The organism is Clostridium autoethanogenum DSM 10061 (genome assembly GCF_001484725.1).
Classification (GTDB): domain Bacteria; phylum Bacillota; class Clostridia; order Clostridiales; family Clostridiaceae; genus Clostridium_B; species Clostridium_B ljungdahlii.
This window is the reverse complement of the sequence record NZ_CP012395.1, coordinates 4,145,187-4,163,886: the sequence shown is the minus strand read 5'-3', so window position 1 is coordinate 4,163,886 and position 18,700 is coordinate 4,145,187. Positions and strand designations below refer to the sequence as shown.

At 30.1% G+C, this 18,700-nt stretch carries 21 protein-coding genes and 1 other annotated feature; of the genes, 6 read left to right on the top strand and 15 right to left on the bottom strand.

Going from position 1 to position 18,700, the window contains the following annotated elements; genetic code table 11:
• Window positions 1–253: 253 nt before the first annotated feature.
• Window positions 254–532: a hypothetical protein gene (locus CLAU_RS19000; protein ID WP_013238434.1), complete on the top strand. Its 279-nt coding sequence runs from the start codon at window positions 254–256 to the stop codon at window positions 530–532.
• Window positions 533–750: 218 nt separating this feature from the next.
• Here the strand turns inward: CLAU_RS19000 and CLAU_RS18995 are convergent, their stop codons facing one another.
• Window positions 751–1,398 carry an HAD family hydrolase gene (locus CLAU_RS18995; protein WP_013238433.1) on the bottom strand — a complete coding sequence of 216 codons (648 nt, stop codon included), beginning with the start codon at window positions 1,396–1,398 and terminating at the stop codon, window positions 751–753.
• 103 nt (window positions 1,399–1,501) lie between these two features.
• Window positions 1,502–2,413 (bottom strand): PhzF family isomerase, encoded by a 912-nt coding sequence (locus tag CLAU_RS18990; RefSeq protein WP_013238432.1) that lies wholly within the window; start codon window positions 2,411–2,413, stop codon window positions 1,502–1,504.
• Between the two features lie 161 nt (window positions 2,414–2,574).
• Here CLAU_RS18990 and CLAU_RS18985 point away from each other — a divergent pair, with 161 nt between their 5' ends.
• From CLAU_RS18985 to brnQ, 3 genes are all read left to right on the top strand, one after another.
• Window positions 2,575–2,931, top strand: a complete 357-nt coding sequence (locus tag CLAU_RS18985; protein WP_013238431.1) for a winged helix-turn-helix transcriptional regulator — start codon at window positions 2,575–2,577, stop codon at window positions 2,929–2,931.
• A 191-nt stretch (window positions 2,932–3,122) separates the two neighbouring features.
• Entirely contained in the window at window positions 3,123–4,295 is a 1,173-nt protein-coding gene (locus CLAU_RS21270; RefSeq protein ID WP_013238430.1) for a hypothetical protein, read from the top strand.
• Between the two features lie 309 nt (window positions 4,296–4,604).
• A complete protein-coding gene (brnQ, locus tag CLAU_RS18975) occupies window positions 4,605–5,960 on the top strand; it encodes a branched-chain amino acid transport system II carrier protein (RefSeq protein ID WP_013238429.1) in 1,356 nt (451 codons plus the stop codon).
• Window positions 5,961–5,967: 7 nt separating this feature from the next.
• On the opposite strand, the gene CLAU_RS18970 is transcribed toward brnQ, so the two are convergent.
• Window positions 5,968–6,384, bottom strand: a complete 417-nt coding sequence (locus tag CLAU_RS18970; protein ID WP_013238428.1) for a response regulator — start codon at window positions 6,382–6,384, stop codon at window positions 5,968–5,970.
• Between the two features lie 366 nt (window positions 6,385–6,750).
• Here CLAU_RS18970 and CLAU_RS18965 point away from each other — a divergent pair, with 366 nt between their 5' ends.
• Window positions 6,751–7,614, top strand: a complete 864-nt coding sequence (locus CLAU_RS18965; protein ID WP_013238427.1) for a LysR family transcriptional regulator — start codon at window positions 6,751–6,753, stop codon at window positions 7,612–7,614.
• A gap of 273 nt (window positions 7,615–7,887) precedes the next feature.
• On the opposite strand, the gene asnB is transcribed toward CLAU_RS18965, so the two are convergent.
• Window positions 7,888–9,477, bottom strand: coding sequence for an asparagine synthase B (gene asnB / locus CLAU_RS18960; RefSeq protein WP_013238426.1), 1,590 nt, complete (start codon window positions 9,475–9,477; stop codon window positions 7,888–7,890).
• Between the two features lie 52 nt (window positions 9,478–9,529).
• Window positions 9,530–9,807 (bottom strand) — a binding site (T-box leader).
• 209 nt (window positions 9,808–10,016) lie between these two features.
• Window positions 10,017–10,892 carry a LysR family transcriptional regulator gene (locus tag CLAU_RS18955; RefSeq protein WP_013238425.1) on the bottom strand — a complete coding sequence of 292 codons (876 nt, stop codon included), beginning with the start codon at window positions 10,890–10,892 and terminating at the stop codon, window positions 10,017–10,019.
• A gap of 151 nt (window positions 10,893–11,043) precedes the next feature.
• On the opposite strand from CLAU_RS18955, the gene CLAU_RS18950 reads away from it, so the two are divergent.
• Entirely contained in the window at window positions 11,044–11,973 is a 930-nt protein-coding gene (locus CLAU_RS18950; RefSeq protein ID WP_013238424.1) for a ketopantoate reductase family protein, read from the top strand.
• A 445-nt stretch (window positions 11,974–12,418) separates the two neighbouring features.
• Here the strand turns inward: CLAU_RS18950 and CLAU_RS18945 are convergent, their stop codons facing one another.
• The 10 genes from CLAU_RS18945 to CLAU_RS18900 all read right to left on the bottom strand — a co-directional run bounded on the left by CLAU_RS18945 (window position 12,419) and on the right by CLAU_RS18900 (window position 18,684).
• The gene (locus tag CLAU_RS18945; protein WP_013238423.1) at window positions 12,419–13,036 is read right to left on the bottom strand and encodes an L-2-amino-thiazoline-4-carboxylic acid hydrolase; all 618 of its coding nucleotides are present in this window, start codon (window positions 13,034–13,036) and stop codon (window positions 12,419–12,421) included.
• Window positions 13,037–13,096: 60 nt separating this feature from the next.
• The gene (locus CLAU_RS18940) at window positions 13,097–13,783 is read right to left on the bottom strand and encodes a DUF4386 family protein (RefSeq protein WP_013238422.1); all 687 of its coding nucleotides are present in this window, start codon (window positions 13,781–13,783) and stop codon (window positions 13,097–13,099) included.
• Between the two features lie 56 nt (window positions 13,784–13,839).
• Window positions 13,840–14,286, bottom strand: a complete 447-nt coding sequence (locus tag CLAU_RS18935) for a MarR family winged helix-turn-helix transcriptional regulator (RefSeq protein ID WP_013238421.1) — start codon at window positions 14,284–14,286, stop codon at window positions 13,840–13,842.
• 217 nt (window positions 14,287–14,503) lie between these two features.
• Window positions 14,504–14,761 carry a DUF3795 domain-containing protein gene (locus tag CLAU_RS18930; RefSeq protein ID WP_013238420.1) on the bottom strand — a complete coding sequence of 86 codons (258 nt, stop codon included), beginning with the start codon at window positions 14,759–14,761 and terminating at the stop codon, window positions 14,504–14,506.
• 21 nt (window positions 14,762–14,782) lie between these two features.
• Window positions 14,783–15,304 carry an NUDIX hydrolase gene (locus tag CLAU_RS18925; RefSeq protein ID WP_013238419.1) on the bottom strand — a complete coding sequence of 174 codons (522 nt, stop codon included), beginning with the start codon at window positions 15,302–15,304 and terminating at the stop codon, window positions 14,783–14,785.
• Between the two features lie 34 nt (window positions 15,305–15,338).
• Window positions 15,339–16,841, bottom strand: a complete 1,503-nt coding sequence (locus tag CLAU_RS18920) for a sensor domain-containing diguanylate cyclase (RefSeq protein WP_013238418.1) — start codon at window positions 16,839–16,841, stop codon at window positions 15,339–15,341.
• 146 nt (window positions 16,842–16,987) lie between these two features.
• Window positions 16,988–17,182 (bottom strand): helix-turn-helix transcriptional regulator, encoded by a 195-nt coding sequence (locus tag CLAU_RS18915; RefSeq protein WP_013238417.1) that lies wholly within the window; start codon window positions 17,180–17,182, stop codon window positions 16,988–16,990.
• The gene (locus CLAU_RS18910; protein ID WP_242825721.1) at window positions 17,172–17,378 is read right to left on the bottom strand and encodes a hypothetical protein; all 207 of its coding nucleotides are present in this window, start codon (window positions 17,376–17,378) and stop codon (window positions 17,172–17,174) included. The genes CLAU_RS18915 and CLAU_RS18910 overlap by 11 nt, the downstream gene beginning before the upstream one ends.
• Window positions 17,379–17,524: 146 nt before the next feature.
• The gene (locus CLAU_RS18905) at window positions 17,525–17,974 is read right to left on the bottom strand and encodes a flavodoxin family protein (RefSeq protein ID WP_013238415.1); all 450 of its coding nucleotides are present in this window, start codon (window positions 17,972–17,974) and stop codon (window positions 17,525–17,527) included.
• A gap of 125 nt (window positions 17,975–18,099) precedes the next feature.
• Window positions 18,100–18,684: a DJ-1/PfpI family protein gene (locus tag CLAU_RS18900; protein ID WP_013238414.1), complete on the bottom strand. Its 585-nt coding sequence runs from the start codon at window positions 18,682–18,684 to the stop codon at window positions 18,100–18,102.
• Between the last annotated feature and the right edge of the window lie 16 nt (window positions 18,685–18,700).

Sequence of the window (18,700 nt, the reverse complement as noted above, 5' to 3'; positions counted from 1 at the left end):
ATTTTTTCAAATGCCTAAAATAGATTAGTTGCATTTTTATTATGTCCCCATATTTTTTCTTAATTCTAGTCATGTCTTACCATTTTAAATTTTTCTATTACTTATAATATTAAAAAATATATATTGGCAACAAGACAAGTAGCAAGTATAATATAATCAATGAGTTAGGCAATCCTAAACTTATGTAAGAAGGAGATGACTAAAAATTAATAGTTTAAATTATTTTAATAACAGAGAAGATTGCAAAAAATTCTTGGATAGTTTTGATTTTAAATATTTTATACCTTATTTTTGTGATTGGGATGGCTATAATAGGTATACTGTCCAGCTTAATAAAGAATGTACAAAGATCTTATATTGTTCTTTGGATTCTGTAAAAGATGGATTAGTTAAGGATTCTTTTTATTTTTTTAATGCTGAAAAACTCAAGGTTAAAAATAAAGAGGGAATATTAGTTGATGCTTTTCAACTTGCTGAAGCAGGGGAATCCATAAGAAGATATGTAAGAGGGAGAAAATATTTACCGAAATAAATTTGCAGTATTAATCCTATTTCTTAAATGTAAAAAATTAAAAAATAAGCATAAATTTGCTTAAAAAACAAATTTATGCTTATTTTCAATTTAATTTCTCTCAAATTCTATTTTAATTTGGTAAAGTCACCTATAGTGTTATCTGTATGCTTCTTAATATCACTTTCATTCCATATATTCTGCACTTCCTCTTCCTACATTAAGAATATTTTTCCCTTCTAGCACAAATTCAACAATTCTTTTATTTCATTAATAGCTAAATAGTAATTTTCAACACTACCAAAACCGTACTTTGCAAATATAAAAGGAATTTCAGCAAGTATCGTTGCCTCATAATCTCCCTGGGTATCTCCAACATATGCTACATCATTCAAATTGTTTCTTTTTATAACAAGCTTTATATTTTCTCCTTTGCCCTTACCTGTATTTCCAAAGCATTCAAAGTCTGTAATGTACTTTTCAATTCCTGCCTTCTTCATAAATAATTCAATATAGCCGCACTGACAATTACTCACAATAAACAAATGACATTTTTCTGATAATTTCCTAATGGTTTCTTTTACATCGGGAAACAGCAGGTTATTTGTATTTTCTCTCAAGGCATCCTGCTCATATTTACAACATCTATTAATTATCAACTTTCTTTTACTCTCACTAGCATCATAGAACAAATCATCTGCTATTACATCCATAGTTTTTCCAAACTCTTTTTTTAACACAGAGGATGTTATAAGTGGAGCTGCTTTCCCTACTTCTGAAATTGCCCTGTTCCAGGCTTTTGCTACAATTTCTGTTGTATCCCATAATGTACCGTCAACATCAAATATTATATTCTTTATGATAAAGACCTTCTTTCTAATTCTCATTCATGAGAATATAATATTAAACAATGCTCATATAGTCAATACCTGGCGCTAATTGTTAAAATTAGTCATAAATAAGTATAATCTAAAAATATAGATTTTTTCTTTAATCATTTAATAATAATTCAGTTTTAAATGTTATTACAGCGTCTCCAGAAATTTTAACTTCTACCGGCTCTTTATCTTCTATATTTACCTCAACTTCAATAATTCCTGGCCTTCTTATAGCTTCGCCCTGCACAGCCTTAAATTTAAATAAAGAATTATTGTGGTGAATAAGGTTATGATGGACAAGATATGCACCCAAAGGGCCATTTGCATTGCCTGTAACAGGATCCTCATTAATACCTATTGCAGGTGCAAACATTCTACCATGTATTAAAATATCACTATTTTGTAAATCAGTTGTAAAAACATAATATCCATTACATTTAATAACCTTGCTTAGCTTAGAAAGTGCATCATAATTCGGCTCCAGTGCATTTAAAATTTCAATACTCTTTATACCAATCATAACTTTAGAATGACCTGTAGACACAATTTGAATTTTATAGTTTTCCAGTAGATCACTATTTTTTATATTAAGTGCTGCTAAAAGTTCTTTTCTACTCATACCGTCAATAATGGTACCAAATTCAATTTTGCCCTGCGTCATAACAATTTTATAATCCTCATTTTTCTTTACTATATCAACAGGTAAAATTCCGGCACCCGTCTTATGATAAACTCTTGACGTATCAAGTCCATTTTCTACAGCACGGGCATAATGAGCAGCAATAGTAGCATGGCCACAAATTGGCACTTCATTTGTTGGAGTGAAAAAACGTATATGAGCATCATATTCTCTGCTATTTGAAGAAAAGATAAAAGCTGTCTCAGAATTATTGAGTTCTCTAGCAATTTTTTGCATCTCATAATCAGTTAATCCATCTGCATTTGTTATTACTCCTGCTGGATTTCCTGTGAACTTTTCTTTTGTAAATGAATCAATTTGGTATAAATTATACTTTCTTGTCATGATTTTTATCTCCTAAATATATTATACATTAATGTATTAAACACTATTTTATTAATCCATAGCAATTAATATCTATGTATACTATAATAGTTTTGTTGGAGTACACATACAAGTACGCACTTTTTAATCAGATACTTACCATTTGGAAAGAAGGATAGGGTATGAATAGAGACATAATTGAAAAATTTCCAAATCAAAGAAAAAGACAAAAGGATTTTAAATGTTCCATAGGATTTGCCATGACTGTAATTGGAAGTAAGTGGAGAGCAATAATATTATGGCATATATTGAAAAATGATCCTATAAGATATGGGGAGCTTAAAAAATCTATTCCTAATATAAGTCATAAAGTACTATCTCAAGAATTAAAGTCCTTGGAGATGGATGGTCTTATTGAAAGAATTGCTTATACAACAATACCACCTAAGGTAGAGTATATACCTACAGATAGAGGAAAATCCTTAGAAAACATCTTAACTGAACTATGCCTTTGGGGTAAAAAATATATGAATTCATAATTTTTTAACATATTTTGCTTAAACTTCTGATACAAAGAATTTTGTTTATCAACTCAGCTCCCATCAAAAGCAAACACTTTTTATCTGAATTTTGGGGCTAATTATAATTAATTTTTAAGTTTGACACTTATATATATCTACCTTATAATTTAATTACGTAATTTGGAAAGGATAAGGAAGCGAAGATTAATATGATAAATATTATTAAAACTGCAATTGTAACTATAGTGATATCTTTTATATCAGGGTTACTATTAGATTATTACAAAAATTTAGCACCTAGGCTATTATGTAATATAAGAAGTGCTATGCCTATAAAAGATAATAAAAGAATTCGTGCATACATTATTACCGTTAGTAATATATCTAGTAAAACAATTAATAAGTTAACCCTAAATATACAAAGTCAACAAACTCACTTAAATATTACAGATGCAAAAATAACAAGAGGATTAAAATTTGATTCTTCACTAAAAGATAACATTTTGGATGTCTACATTCCTTTTTTAAGTAAGAATGATAAATTTTCAGTTACAGTATATGGAGATGATCAATATGCAATGCGCAATAAGCCTGCCATTGTACTCAGATCACCTGAAAATTTTAAGCAGATAGATTCTTTAAGACAAAATGGAATTTTAGCTTTATTGTTTAATATACCCAAAAGTATAAGTGAGACAATCTCAAATACAGTTAAAAAACCTGAAGCAATAGTTTCTGATGAAAAGGATGACTTTACAAAAGTTATGAGGAAGCCGTTAGGCACTGAAGAAACAACAAATAGAAGAAATAGGAAAGTACGTTATGGAAATAAGAACCCTGGTAATACTAAAAAGGCACTGATAATTGTTGTATCAATTATTTTGCTTGTATTTGCTGGAGTCTTAGGAAAATCTTATTTGAAAGGGGCATCTGCTAATACGCAAACCCCCGATGTAGAAACTGTCGTTCCAAATCAATCCACTGATGTTACAAATTCATCAAAAGGAACAACTAAAAATTCAAATTCAAAAGCTTCATCTGGACAAACAACTAGAAATTCAGGTTCAAAAGCTTCATCTGGACAAACAACCGAAAATCCAGGCCCAAAAGCTTCATCTGGACAAACAACCGAAAATCCAGGTTCAAAAGCTTCATCTGGACAAACAACCGAAAATCCAAGCTCAAAAGTTTCATCTGGACAAACAACTCAAAATCCAGGCTCAAAAACATCGCCTGGACAAACAACTGGAGGTTCAGATTCAAAAGCCTCATCTGGACAAACGACTGGAAATTCGGATTCAAAGCCTTCATCTGTACAAACAACTGGAGGTTCAAATTCAGGAACATCATCTGGACAAACAACTCAGAGTTCAGGTAACTAACACAGTAAAATAATATACACTTTATGAAAAATAAGCAGCTATCGCCAATTGATAGCTGCTATTCTTATGCTTTCTTTAATTTAAGCGTCTGAAAGTATCCAAAACTTTTTCTTTTTATACTATATATTTTAAGTTATTTATTTTAGCATACTCTAATTACCAGCTAAAATGTAATATATTGCATTTATATTCTAATTATGCTATCATTCTCGTGTGCATTACGCTGCTTACATATATTTAGAAATCAATTACATATGTATTGCTTCTAATTGAATAAGGTATTATTTAAACATTTGAGGAGGGCTATTTATGAAAGAAAAGCTACGTTTTAATCAAAATTTATTAATAGGTTCATTACTATTTGGACTATTTTTTGGTGCAGGTAACTTAATCTTTCCGGTGCAAATGGGACAAGAAGCCGGAAATCATACTTTAACAGCAACTATTGGGTTTTTAATTACAGGTGTAGGATTGCCTATTTTAGGAATTGTTGCATCAGCACTTTCAAAAAGTGAAAGTTTGCTTGATATGGCAGGTCCAATTAGTTCACGTTATTCAAAAATATTTACCTGCTTATTATATTTAACAATTGGTCCACTGTTTGCAATTCCTCGTACTGCCACAGTTGCATTTGAGGTAGGAATTCATCCTTTTATTTCTAGTGGAGATTTGAAACTTGGATTATTTATTTTCTCACTAATATTTTTTGTCTTTACCATTTATTTTTCATTAAGGCCAGGACAAATTTTAGATTGGATAGGTAAATATCTTACTCCTATTTTTTTAGTACTTCTATCTGTTCTATTAATTGCTACCTTTGTAAAGCCAATGGGACAAGTTAGTCAATATGCAGCTCAAGGGAAGTATGTTACTCAGCCATTATTTACTGGCTTATTAGATGGATATAATACTATGGATGCCTTAGCATCCTTAGCTTTTGCAATTATCATTATTTCTAATATACGAAAGTTAGGTATTAAAAATCCAAATTTAATTGCTGTTGAAACATGTAAATCGGGTTTAGTTAGTGTTGTTGGTATGGCTGTTATCTATGGATCATTAGCTTATATGGGAGCTACAAGCTTAGGCAGTATAAAGCGTGCTGATAATGGCGGAAGTATTTTATCTATGGTAAGTAATCATTATTTTGGCTTTGTTGGCAAAGTGTTATTAGCAGCTATCGTAGCAATTGCATGTGTAAAAACAGCTATTGGATTAATTACCTCTTGTTCTGAAATGTTTAGTGAAATGTTTCCAAAATCCATTCCTTATAAAAAATATGCAGTTTTATTTACAGTTTGTTCCTTTGCAATTGCCAATTTTGGATTAAATAGCATAATTAAGTTATCCTTACCAGTACTTATGTTTTTATATCCATTAGCAATTACTTTAATTGTATTGTCACTATTAACTCCATTTATACATAAACAAAATGATATTTATAGATGGACAACTGTGCTAACAGGTATTGCAGCATTTTTTGACTTTTGTAAGGCGCTGCCTGATCCATTTGTAAAAAGTTATATAGTAACACAACTTGTTAACTTTGCTCATTTGTATTTACCTGGTTTTGATTATGGGTTTGGATGGTTATTACCAGCATTCTGTGGCTTTTTTATAGGATTAATTATTTGGATTATTCGTGGGAAAAAAGCTAGTAACTAACTTATAGTTAAGTTTTTGTTCCTGTCATATTTAATATATTTTTAATATTATACATGTATTTTTGTAGTTTTATAAGTTTTACTACTTTTTTAATAACTTCTACAATCTCAAGTTCATTAATTGGTTTAGTAATATAATATTCAACTCCTAATAAGTAAGCTTGGGCAATAATTGTTTTATCACTTATGTCAGAAACTACTATAATTTTTCCATCAAATTTAGAAATTAATTTATTAACAATAGCTATTGGTAAACTTACAATAAGGATATCAATAGCTTTTATATTTAACAGATAACTTTCTGAAATAAATTGAGAACAGCTATATTCAATTGTTTCTCCAAGATTGTGGTCTTGAATAATTTTAGATAAAATAGAACTAATAGATTGGTCTTCACTAACAATAAGAAATTTTATGATAATCACCTCTTAACATATCATTTATAGCTAATATTGCACTCACATTTAATTTTAGTTCCACTGGAATATTTAAGATGTATGAAAATATAATAGGTAATACATAAAGATAAAATGTATAAGACAGTACTACCCCTATCGTGCTTAAATTCATAGTTGATGTAGATACTAATGTATCTATATTCTATGGGATAAATATAATAATTAAAATTCCTGAATTTCCTAGATCTAAAGCAAATTTTTTATACCTCACTTGACTTTATTTATTATTTCACTTACTATTATAACAAATAAACATATATACTAAAAATACGTATAAACTATTATACTTATACAAAAATACGTATAAATCTAATACATGGAGTGACTACTTTTATGGATATTAAGCAGCTTACTTATTTTCTTACAATTGCTGAAGAAAAAAGCATAACTAAAGCATCTGAAAAATTACATATAGCTCAACCACATCTCAGTCAGCAATTGAAACTTCTAGAAGAAGAATTAAATGTTAAATTGATAGAAAGAACTACTCGAAAATTTCAGGTAACTGACGCAGGTAAAAGATTATGGCATAGATCTAAGCAAATAATAGAATTAATGGAATCAACAGTTAAAGAGCTAAAGGACTTTAATGAAGGAATGGAAGGAACTCTATCCATCGGTACCATATCTTCTGCAGGAGATATCCTTTTACCTCAGCGAATATATAGTTTTAATAAAAAATATCCAAAAATAAATTTTGAGATACAAGAATGCAGCACAAATGAAATCTTAGAATTGTTAAAAAGCGGCGTAATTGAAATTGGAATTATACGTACTCCTTTGAACTCAGAAATTTACGAATCAATAAACTTACCTATTGAACCAATGGTGGCTGCAAGCAGTAACAGTTTCTATTGGAACAATAAAGGAAAGATATGTCTAAACGAACTTGCAGGTAAGCCTCTGTTAGTACATCGCAGATATGAAAAAATGATAATAGAATTATGCAAACAAACAGGATTTAATCCAAGAATACTTTGTAAAATTGAGGATACTAGATCAATATTATTACTAGCAGATACAGGAATGGGAATTGGCATTGTACCAAAAGATTGGATTGAGCTTATTCCAAATACAAATTTAAATTATAAGGAAATTAATGAACCATCATTGGATACGAATACTACTATAGTATGGATGAAAGATCAATATCTATCTTCTGCAGCTAAGCACTTTTTGCAAACTTTTAAAGCATAGACAAACCACTTTTTAATATACCATAAATAAAAAATATTCTTTTTCTCATATGCTGCCCTATGAGGAAGTACACAGTAATAATTGCAACACCTAATAAAGCAAGTATGTCCCCTATTTGGAGTTGAACTTTTAACAATTATATGATATATTAGTTGAAAGTTCAACTAAGTAAAAAGATGATTTATTATTTTACACGCTATGCGTACAAAACAAGCTAAATCTCATAATAAAAATACTCTTACCTATATTTTTAAGGTAAGAGTATTTTCTTAATTATTTACCACTAGCACCATAATTTGATAATACTCTAGCACTAGGGTCGTTTACGTTACAGCCTTCCCATTCTTTGTTTGGCATCCAAAAGTCTACTATCATATCTGCTTGTCCTGGATAATATTTTTCAAAAATTTCTCTATATAGCAATGATTCTTTTGTAAATGGTTCAACATGATATTCATATTTTTTACATAGCTTTTCAAATTCTTCATCAGAATAATATGTTTCTGCATATTCCTTTAAATAATCTACCATAGAATGCCCTACAGCATCACTAAATGCTGCTTTTTCACGATACAAAATATCATGTGGCAAGTAATCGCCTTCAAATGAATGTCTCAAAAGGTACTTACCCATGTTGTATTTGTTTAATTTCTTTTCTGGGTCAATGGACATAACATATTTTACAAAATCCAAATCACCAAATGGTACTCTTGCTTCTAAAGAATTTGAGCTTATACAACGGTCTGCACGAAGTACATCGTACATATAAAGCTCTCGAATTCTCTTCTGTGATTCCTTTTGAAATTCTTCTGCATTTGGAGCAAAATCAGTATATTTATAGCCAAATAATTCATCAGAAATTTCACCAGTGAGAAGCACTCTGACATCAGAAATCTCATGTATTTTCTTGCAAATCAAATACATTCCCATACTTGCTCTTATTGTGGTAATATCGTATGTTCCAAGAATTTTAATAACCTCATCAAGTGATTCAATTACTTCTTCTTTTGTCATATAAACAACAGTATGATCACTATGAATGTAATCTGCAACTTCTTTTGCATATTTTAAATCAATTGCATCTTCAGTCATACCTATAGCAAATGTTTTAATTGGTTTTTCAGGATTCATTTTCTGAGCAATTGCACATACGAGTGAACTATCTAAACCACCGCTTAACAAGAATCCTACAGGAGCATCAGCATCCATACGTTTTTCTACACCTGCTACCAATTTATCATGAATATTGCTGCAAATAGTTTCTAAATCATCCTTGCAGTAATCACTTTCTGTTGCTGCTATATCACAATAACACGTAAATTTACCATCAGCATAGTAATGTCCTGGTGGAAATGACATAATTTTATATGTAAGACCAACCAAGTTTTTAGCTTCACTTGCAAACATGATCTTACCTGATGAAGAATAGCCATAAAATAAAGGACGAATTCCAATTGGATCTCGTGCTGCAATATATCTGTCCTTTTTTCCATCATATATAATAGTTGCAAATTCTGCATCTAGCTTTGAAAACATATCTAGTCCATATTCATAGTACATAGGAAGTAATATTTCACAATCACTGTCAGAAATAAACTTATGCCCTTTTTTTATTAGTTCTTCTTTAATTTTGCGAAAGCCATAAATTTCACCATTACAGATAGCTGCATCTGTTTTTCTTGTGAATGGCTGCATTCCGCTAAAACTTAAATCCATAATAGAAAGTCTTTGAAAACCCAAAATACCAGATGGCAAAGTAAGAATTTCCGTCATATCCGGTCCTCTGGACTCAGTTCTCTGCAATGCCTCTGCAAATTTTTCATGTTTCATATCCGTTCCTGTATAGCACATAATTGTACACATATTAATATTCCTCCTTGGTTATAAAAACAGCATCAATTTATCCTAAATAAAACAATAGGACGAATTGATGCTTATCCGCGGTGCCACCTAATTTACCATATAATAATGGTCTCCTTCCAGCTACTACTGGTATCCAAATAACGCATGGAATACGACGCTCCTACTTTAATTTGAACCTATCTCAAACATTTAGTTTAAGGTACAGTTTACAAATATTTCAGTTTGCAACTCCGGAGTGTTATTCAAAAAAACTCTGCCACTGGATTCACACTATCTCCAGTTCACTGTTGGTGAAATATTTTTTTTACTTATCTCCATCATCACTTTTCTTTGATGAATTTAATTTTAAACTGTGTACATGCCTTTGTCAACACTTTTTTAATTTTTTCCTACTTTTATTAAATAAATCATAATATTCAGATATAAATTATGCTATTTGTTTATAAAAGAGTACTACTTTTAAACTTTTTAACTTTCATCTCCCACTTGCTGAAATCATGCTATATATTAACTTTTCTTTGAAATCTTTTAATGCTAAACTATTCTTTCTGAACCCATTTTTGTATAAATGCCACAAAAGCTTTTGTACTAGGGCTTATATATTTTCTGTTCGGGAGGCAAAGGCAAATGGTTCTACTCACCTCAGGTTCCAATCTTCTCCTAACTAGTCCCTCACAAGAATAAGAATTTAACACCAGTTCCGGCAGAATACTGATACCACATTCACTCCGAACTAAAGCAATAGTTGATTGATCGCTTAAAAATCTAGTATGTTCTAGTAACCTGCCCTTTGCTTGCCGTAAAATTTTCCCAATAGAATAGTTAGTTCCTTCACTTGGAATAACAAAAGTTTCCCCTGCCAGTAGTTCTTTCGTAATCTTCTCATATCTACAAAGGGGATGGTGCTTAGACATTATTACATAATAAGGGTCAGATATTAGTGGAATATCATTACCATTACTCATTCCATTTTCTGCAGTAAAAGCACAATCAATTTCATCTTTAGAAAACCAGTCTTTAATCCATTCATAATTAATGGCATCATTTATCTGCAGCTCTACCAGTGGATATTCTTTGCGAAATTTTCTAATTATTTTAGGCATCCATTGTACCGCCACACTAGTAATGACTCCAATTCGTACATTCCCTCTGTATACTCCTTCCTGACCAATAATTTGATGTATCCTCTCATCATTTATCACAATTTCTTTTGCCAAACTTAAAATCTGTTCCCCCTCTTCTGTTACAGAAACTCCATTTCTTCCACGATACAAAAGTTTAACCCCTAGCTCATCTTCTAAAGAAGAAATCATATGACTGGCCGCAGTCTGGCTATAGCTTAATTGCATGGCAGCTCTTGTCAAATTTCCAATTTCAGCTGCTTTTACAAAAAGTGCATATTTATTTATGTCCACAAATACTCTCCCCTTTTCATCATAACTTAATATATTACATGAAATTTCATCATGATTCCATTGAATAATCTGCATTTTATTTTACTATTTCGATATGCTAAAGTGTAATTTGAAATTTAAATTACATTTTTATGTTACAGGAGGTAAGACTATGAAAATTGCAATCTTAGGAGCTGGCGCTATGGGGAGTCTATATGCTACCTATCTTTCCTGTATCCATGAAGTAACACTGCTGGATAGTTATAAGCCCCAAGTAGATGCCATCAATACAAATGGTCTAACCAAGGTTGAAAAAGACAATACTGAATCAAATTATACCATTAAAGCTTCAATAAGTGGAACTGATATCGGAATTCAGGATTTATTGATTGTATTTGTAAAAAGTATCAACACTTTTGATGCAGTCAAAGAAAATCAAGCTATAATCGGCCCAAAAACCATTGTCATGACGTTACAAAATGGTGCTGGTAACAATCACGACATTGCAAACTTTGTTAAAAAGGAACATATTATCGTTGGTACTAGTAGCCATAACAGTGTTAGCCTTGGGCTAGGCAAATTTTTTCACTCAGGCTGTGGCCCTACCAATATTGGTCCTGACTTTCCCTGCGATGAATCACAAAAGGCAGTGAAAATCGTAGCACAAGCCATGTGCCAGTGCAATCTAACCGTCAACATCATCGATAATATTCAAAAAGTGCTATGGGGAAAATTATTTGTAAACTGCGGTGTAAATGCCCTATCCGCAATAATGGAGTGTAATCTAGGCAAAATTCATTCCAATCCTTATCTCTGGGAAATCTGTACAAAAGTAGTTCACGAATGTGTCCTTGTAGCTAAAGCTGATGGCACATGCTTTAACCAAGCAGAAGCTCTTGAAACTGTGCAACATGTATGCATAAGCGATGCTGCCGGTTATGCCAGTATGTATCAAGACCGTCAGCATAAACGCCGTACAGAAATTGATAAAATTAATGGTGTAGTTGCCAATCTCGGACAAACCTACTGTATTGATACTCCTTATAATGAAATGCTTGTAGATCAGATACATGCATTAGAACAATCCTATTTATTATCTTAATAAATATTAAGTACTTTTTCATATCTATATTATAAAATAAATTTACTATTTATCAAATATAACCATATAAGTATTTATGTCATTTTTATTAAAGATATTAATTTTATTTGAGAAAGGATATAGAGAGGGGAACTACTAAATAAGCAGTTCCCTTTGCTTTGGTTTTTTTAAGTTTTAGTAGTTTATATTTTGTATTGTGTTAGCTTTGATGTATTCATTTTATCGTAGACTTTATTCTTTAATTAAGTTTTCTTCAAAACAATCCAAGTTTTTTCTCTAACTATTCAAAGTTTTTTCTGGGATATTACTTATCATACCCGATAATACCCCATCCATAGTTGTTACCAAATAGAATTTTTATACAACTTATATTAACTGGATCTTTTATATAATGATAATAACTTACTGTTATATTTAAACTCGATTTTTAATTATAAAAACTATTCTAATGTTTTTTCTGATAATGAAAATCACAGCAGGTTCCACCTTTCGCTAAAGTATACTGCCGCGTAAGCACTGAACCTCCTCGCTTGGCCATATCATAATCATAGGAACACATTGCAGGTGTTATTTCTGATATGCCAAGCTTTTGAAACAGATAACATATTCCACAAGTATCAAAATACATATAAAAACTATTTATATCAGATCCAGCTTCATAACGAAATTTCCACGTACAAGGATTAGTTTTACTTTGACTTACTTTTGCCTGTTGTGCTAATTTTGTTTGTGCTTCATTGGAATATTTGTTTTGATTTTTCATGAAATGTTTCATTATCACACTTTCATTCATCGCCTTATGATAATACGTTGTAATATCATCAAGCTTTGTTTTTTCTTTAAGACTCATATATACAGCGGCTAACATAGCTGCGTTTAAAATATTTGCAATGAATTTATCATTTTTATCAAACTCAGGAATCTCTTCTAAAATTCTTTGATAAACAATTTTTGCTTTCTTCATCACTATCTTTGGATCATCACCTGTCATAATATGTAACTGTTTCTCAAATGAACCGTGAAAAGCAAACCACATCATCCTTGGAAAAAATCCATACTTCATTTTATTACCTTCCTTTTTTATATAAAATAATAACTATAAATTTATTTAATATTGATATGTTCAACAAATAATTAATTTTATTCCCATATACACAAGAAGCAACATTAATATTTTCATAGATAACTTATTTACTTTGTTGGCAAATTTAACACCTACCCACTCTAAAGGGCCTAAAAATATTCCTATACCACAAACAATAAATCCTAAACCTATGAATGAAGGCAATATTTTTGAACCAATCATTGATATTCCTGATATACTAATCCATATACCCATGCATAAGAATCCCATTGTTTCACCAATTGAATTTCCACAATACACATGAAAAGATTGAAAAATTATTTCAATTGTTTCTTTCATATTGGTATTATCAACTTCATTTATATACTTACTTGATAAATTATCTGCTAAAAATGTCCATCTCATAAGTCCTAAAACATAAAAAACTCCAGATACCATCCCAAATGCTGCTCCAATTATTAAATAAGGAGTATCATTTCTATTTAAAACTTTATAAAATATTGCAGACATTGGAATTAGCATTAATGAGCTCAATGCAAAACAGGTCCAAAAAAATTTTAATTTTGCTCCTCCCTTATAATATTTTGACAAAATAACATCAACAGGAGATCTTAGTATTTGAGGATAATTAAATAACTTAGTTATACCTGTTTGACTAATAGTAAATCCTAATGCAACTAAAATAATAAATACTCCTGAAGTTCTATAAAATGTAACCATATCCATAATAAATTCATCCTCCAAATTTTAATATTTGTCCTAAAAATATTAATCAAATCCTTTTACTCTTCTAAATTATTAATCATCTTCCTAAATAATTTAAATAATTCTTGTTTTTCTTCATCAGTATCAAGGGCATCCAATAGTCTTCCATATACCGTATGTTCAAAATCCAAATGTTCTTTTTGAGCAAGATGACCTTCTTCAGTAAGTTTTAGTCCATAAGATCTTCTATCTCTTTTGCTAATAATTCTATTTATATAATTTCGCTTTTCAAGTCTATTAATAGCATTTGTCAGCGTACTTTTTGGTATATCTAAGGCTAGAACTATTTCACCCAAAATTACATCAGGATTTTTTGAAACAATATTAATTATACTAATCTCAATAGTTGTTAATCCATTTAACCGCTGAAATTGATCTTCTATCTTTCTAAAATTAGATTTTTTAATAATTTGGTGCCAAAGTTCACTAAATTCTTCGATTTGCTTTTTATTTGACTTGCTCATTTCTTCCTTCTCCCTTAATTTAAATTATTTATTATTTGTATTTTCCTTCTCTAGCATAGTACCATCATAGTACTATACCTTACATGAATAATACATCTTGCAAAGTAACTTGTCAATCATTTTTTACCATAAAAAGAACAACCATAATAATTACTATGATTGTTTTTCACAAATAAACTATTTCTAAATATTTTAATGTACTAACATTATTTTGATTTTATTCATTAGCCCATTTTCTACATTGTTGAATTTTGGGTTCTGGATCAAAACCCTCTGCAGCCCCCATAGTAGAAAGCATCTCACATGGAAATTCTGAACATTCTCCACAGTGATTTAAGCCCTTACCTTCACAACATTTTTTTACACCACATTCTCCACCCCAGAATGGCTTTTCCATATTAATACACCCTGTACAATTTACTTTTTCTTTTCTCTCACATTCATTACAACACACTCCACATCTTGATTGAAACATAACATTTCCTCCAATTACTTTTTATATTGTTTGATGACATCCATATTGATTTTTACTATCAAAAAATAATTGTATTAAACTTTTATAATATGAAATAAATTCTCCACTATCTATCATAGAAAAAATCTCTTCTTTTGAAGCCCATTTTACACATTTAACTTCTTCATATTGTAAAGTTAAATCAACAATATCTATATCCTTCTGAATTAAATATACATCATCAAATCCATTATCAAAATTAATTGTAAGATGTGGTCTTATATCCTGCAGATTAATTTTGATTCCTAATTCCTCCATCAGTTCTCTTTTTGCAGCCATTTGACTTGTCTCACCTTCAATTGCACTTCCCCCAACTGTAATATCCCACATATTGGACCAACCTTCTTTAAATGGCTGTCTTTGTTGAATTAACATCTCACCCTTCGAATTAAATATGCAAATGTGAACAACCATATGGTAATCGCCTTCATTAAAATCCCTTCCCCGAACCATTGTCCTATTTGTTTTATTTCTTTCACTATCATATACATCCCATAATTCCATTGCAGCTTCTCCTTTTCAAATTTAGAATTTAAGTTTATTTCACAAAAATAGTTACCTTATTTCTACTTTTTTTGCTTATATAAAGAGCCTTATCCGCAAAATCTATCAACTTATCTATAGAATAAGTATCTTTGGGAAATTTAGCTGCACCAATACTAACAGTACAACCATTTAAAGTTTCTTCACATTTTAATCGAATTGCTTCTGCAATGGATAACAATCTTTCATCTGAAATATTGCGAATTACAACAGCAAATTCATCTCCACCAAAACGAAATACAGACCTATCTCCAGCAGAGGATTTCATTATTTCAGCAAGGTTTTTAAGTACATTATCTCCAGCTAAATGCCCTGATGTATCATTCAATTTTTTAAAATTGTCAATATCTAGTAAAAGGGCTCCTACTCTCCCCAAACCACAATTACTCATTTCCTGTTTCAAAGTACTTAAAAATTTATTAAAGGCACGTCTATTATAAGCACCTGTCAAAGAATCAATGTCAGCAGCTTCTTCAAGGTCATTATACTCTTTTTTCAATCTTTCAATTGTATTGTTATAAACTATAACCATTTCCTGAAACTCTTCGCCATAATTATGCGGTTCAATCTTTTTATATTTTCCATCTTTCAAAGCGTTAAATGAAAAGATTAGATTATTCAATGGCTTACTGTATCGTTTTATTGTATATATACCAAGTAAAATAATCAAAATACCAACTACAACTGACCCCAGGAATGTTTCATAAACTACAATATTCCTACTTGTCATTATGTCGGCAGTAGGGGTAATGACAAGTACATACCAGTTCAAATTTGGAACTTTACTAAACCCAACAAACTGCTCCTTCCCCGAATAGTCTTTCATTATCTTTGACCTTGATTTTCCCTGCAATTTATCAAAAGTTACAGATTTCTTACCTATTAGTTCTTTATTAGGATGATAAACAACATAACCTTTGCTGTCTAAAATAGAAATATAACCATTTCTTCCAAATTTCTTATTATCAAACATGGATGCTAAATAAGTTCCTTGTAATTTAACAGCCCCAACAACTACACCATCAATGCTGCCATCTTTCACAATTGGAACTGATATTACAACTACCTTAACTCCACTGGTGCTTGTAAAAACATTACTAATATAAGTTTTACCATGAACTGCTTGCTGAAAATAATCTCTATATGCCAAGTTTGAAACATTTGGTATATGCGCGTTACCAGATATGTGTAAAATATCTCCTCTAGAATTAAAAATTGTTACTACGTCTACTTCAGGTATGATTGCATTAAATTTATTAAGAAGTTCCTGATTTTCTCTAATTTCCTCATTTGCAGCAACTGTCTTTACAAAATTCTGTATTTTGTTAAAATTTTCTACAAGCTGCATACTAACATTTTCTGAGGCTTTTTCATTAGTACTCAATAATAAAGAATTAGTATTAGCAATAAAAAATTTATTAAACACTACAAATTGAACAAAACAACTTAAAGCAATTAAAATTCCAAGCACTAATATAACTTTATATAAAAATTTCATTTAATCAATCCAATCCATAATTTCCCCATTCAACCTAAATTTAAAATGTATTTTCATTATATCATAATGCTCATTATCACTGATAGATTAATTTTTTCTGTTTCTCAAAACTTACAAATTCACCATTATTTATCACTTTTCAAAATTTAATCACAAAGTATAAATAATTCATCTACTGTAGTATTTAATAATTTAGCTAACCTCATTGCTAACTCTAACGTAGGATTATATTTACTATTTTCAATTGCATTTATAGTTTGTCTTGTTACATTTAAAGCATTTGCCACATCTTCCTGTCTAAGTCCAAGCTGTTTTCGTAAAACCTTTATATTATTTTTCATCTTTACCAAGCTTCCATTTCAAAAAATATTCAACTAATATCATAACAAGATTTTGTGTTATCAAAAGGAACCCAGCTAATCCAATTTCTTTAGTATGAATAAAATTGTATATAACCCAAATCGTTAAAAATATAATTGTATAACTCCAAGCACACTTTATCGCTTTCAAACTAATACTCATTTCCATTTCATCCATTTTTCTCACAATAATTGCACCTCACTTAAATTTAATACAAAAGTCAAAAATGTAAAAAACTATTGACATTTACATTTTAACAATTAGAAAAAGTAAATGTCAATAGTTTTTTACATTCTTATATACATCATCAATATAATGTAGTTTTATTTAACAAATAAGTCCTGAGCAAATTCTTTTGCATTTTGAAAATCTTCATTATTTGGCCTGCCTTTTGCAATTCCTCCAAATATCTTAAATGGTCCAAAGGTATCGTAGCCTTTACACGCAAAGTTTCCAACAACCTCAAAACCTTTTTCTTTCAATTTTTGTTCAATAATGTTATTGTATTTATTCTTGCCTTGTCCACTCGTAGAAAAAGTAAATGCTTTTTTACCAGACAAAGTTGGCAACTTATCAATTAGTTCAACAATATTTTTATGAAACTTCCCATAATATATTCCAGAACCAAAACCAATTAAATCATAGTCATTTATAATATTTATATTTACATCATCAGCTTTTACCAAATCAGCATTTAAGCACTCTGCTACCACTTTACCTATTTTTTCAGTGTTACCATGATGTATAGATTCATAAACTACTAACTTTTTCAACTTTCACTCCTCCTAAAATTGGTTACATTAAATCTTAAATTTTTCTTCACCGGGATAAAAACTCAATTAATGTTTTACAATAATAGCATACTAACACTTGCTTTGCAACTTTACAAACTGAAAATTTATCCTGCAAATATATCATTTGTACAATCATCATTCCATATATATTCAATATCATTAGCAATTTTTATAGCTTTATCTTTACCAAATCTATCCGAAATGAAACCCAATGTCATATCAATTCCAGCTGAAATACCTGATGATGTATAATACTTTCCGTCAGCAACCCAACGCGCTTTTTTCACCCAGTTTACTTGGTCACTTACTGATTTTACCCATTTTAAAGCTTGTTTATTAGATGTAGCTTTTTTATTCTTTAAAACTCCACACCTTGCTAATACTGCTGAACCGGTGCATATAGATAAACAATATGTAGATTTCTCTGCAATTGACTTTAATTTATTTAAAAAAAGTGTATTATTAATTAATTCTCTTGTACCCATTCCTCCTGGAATAACTAATATACCACTTTCATCTGCTGAACTAATAGGATCAGTTACAACTTTAAGATTTTGTGCATTAGTAATAACACCTCCAGCTTCTGAATAATAGTGTATCTGATAGTCTTTTATTTGTCCTAGTATTTCTATTGGTCCAAATATATCTAGAGTCTCAAAATTATTAAATAGTATAATATTAATATTCATTTATTCAACACTCCCT

Excerpts from the sequence above, each read along its gene's own strand:
- CLAU_RS18995 (WP_013238433.1), bottom strand. The coding sequence starts at position 1,398 with ATGAGAATTAGAAAGAAGGTCTTTATCATAAAGAATATAATATTTGAT.
- CLAU_RS18990 (WP_013238432.1), bottom strand. The coding sequence starts at position 2,413 with ATGACAAGAAAGTATAATTTATACCAAATTGATTCATTTACAAAAGAA.
- CLAU_RS18985 (WP_013238431.1), top strand. The coding sequence starts at position 2,575 with ATGAATAGAGACATAATTGAAAAATTTCCAAATCAAAGAAAAAGACAA.
- CLAU_RS21270 (WP_013238430.1), top strand. The coding sequence starts at position 3,123 with ATGATAAATATTATTAAAACTGCAATTGTAACTATAGTGATATCTTTT.
- brnQ (WP_013238429.1), top strand. The coding sequence starts at position 4,605 with ATGAAAGAAAAGCTACGTTTTAATCAAAATTTATTAATAGGTTCATTA.
- CLAU_RS18965 (WP_013238427.1), top strand. The coding sequence starts at position 6,751 with ATGGATATTAAGCAGCTTACTTATTTTCTTACAATTGCTGAAGAAAAA.
- asnB (WP_013238426.1), bottom strand. The coding sequence starts at position 9,477 with ATGTGTACAATTATGTGCTATACAGGAACGGATATGAAACATGAAAAA.
- CLAU_RS18950 (WP_013238424.1), top strand. The coding sequence starts at position 11,044 with ATGAAAATTGCAATCTTAGGAGCTGGCGCTATGGGGAGTCTATATGCT.
- CLAU_RS18945 (WP_013238423.1), bottom strand. The coding sequence starts at position 13,036 with ATGAAGTATGGATTTTTTCCAAGGATGATGTGGTTTGCTTTTCACGGT.
- CLAU_RS18940 (WP_013238422.1), bottom strand. The coding sequence starts at position 13,783 with ATGGATATGGTTACATTTTATAGAACTTCAGGAGTATTTATTATTTTA.
- CLAU_RS18935 (WP_013238421.1), bottom strand. The coding sequence starts at position 14,286 with ATGAGCAAGTCAAATAAAAAGCAAATCGAAGAATTTAGTGAACTTTGG.
- CLAU_RS18930 (WP_013238420.1), bottom strand. The coding sequence starts at position 14,761 with ATGTTTCAATCAAGATGTGGAGTGTGTTGTAATGAATGTGAGAGAAAA.
- CLAU_RS18925 (WP_013238419.1), bottom strand. The coding sequence starts at position 15,304 with ATGGAATTATGGGATGTATATGATAGTGAAAGAAATAAAACAAATAGG.
- CLAU_RS18920 (WP_013238418.1), bottom strand. The coding sequence starts at position 16,841 with ATGAAATTTTTATATAAAGTTATATTAGTGCTTGGAATTTTAATTGCT.
- CLAU_RS18915 (WP_013238417.1), bottom strand. The coding sequence starts at position 17,182 with ATGAAAAATAATATAAAGGTTTTACGAAAACAGCTTGGACTTAGACAG.
- CLAU_RS18910 (WP_242825721.1), bottom strand. The coding sequence starts at position 17,378 with ATGGATGAAATGGAAATGAGTATTAGTTTGAAAGCGATAAAGTGTGCT.
- CLAU_RS18900 (WP_013238414.1), bottom strand. The coding sequence starts at position 18,684 with ATGAATATTAATATTATACTATTTAATAATTTTGAGACTCTAGATATA.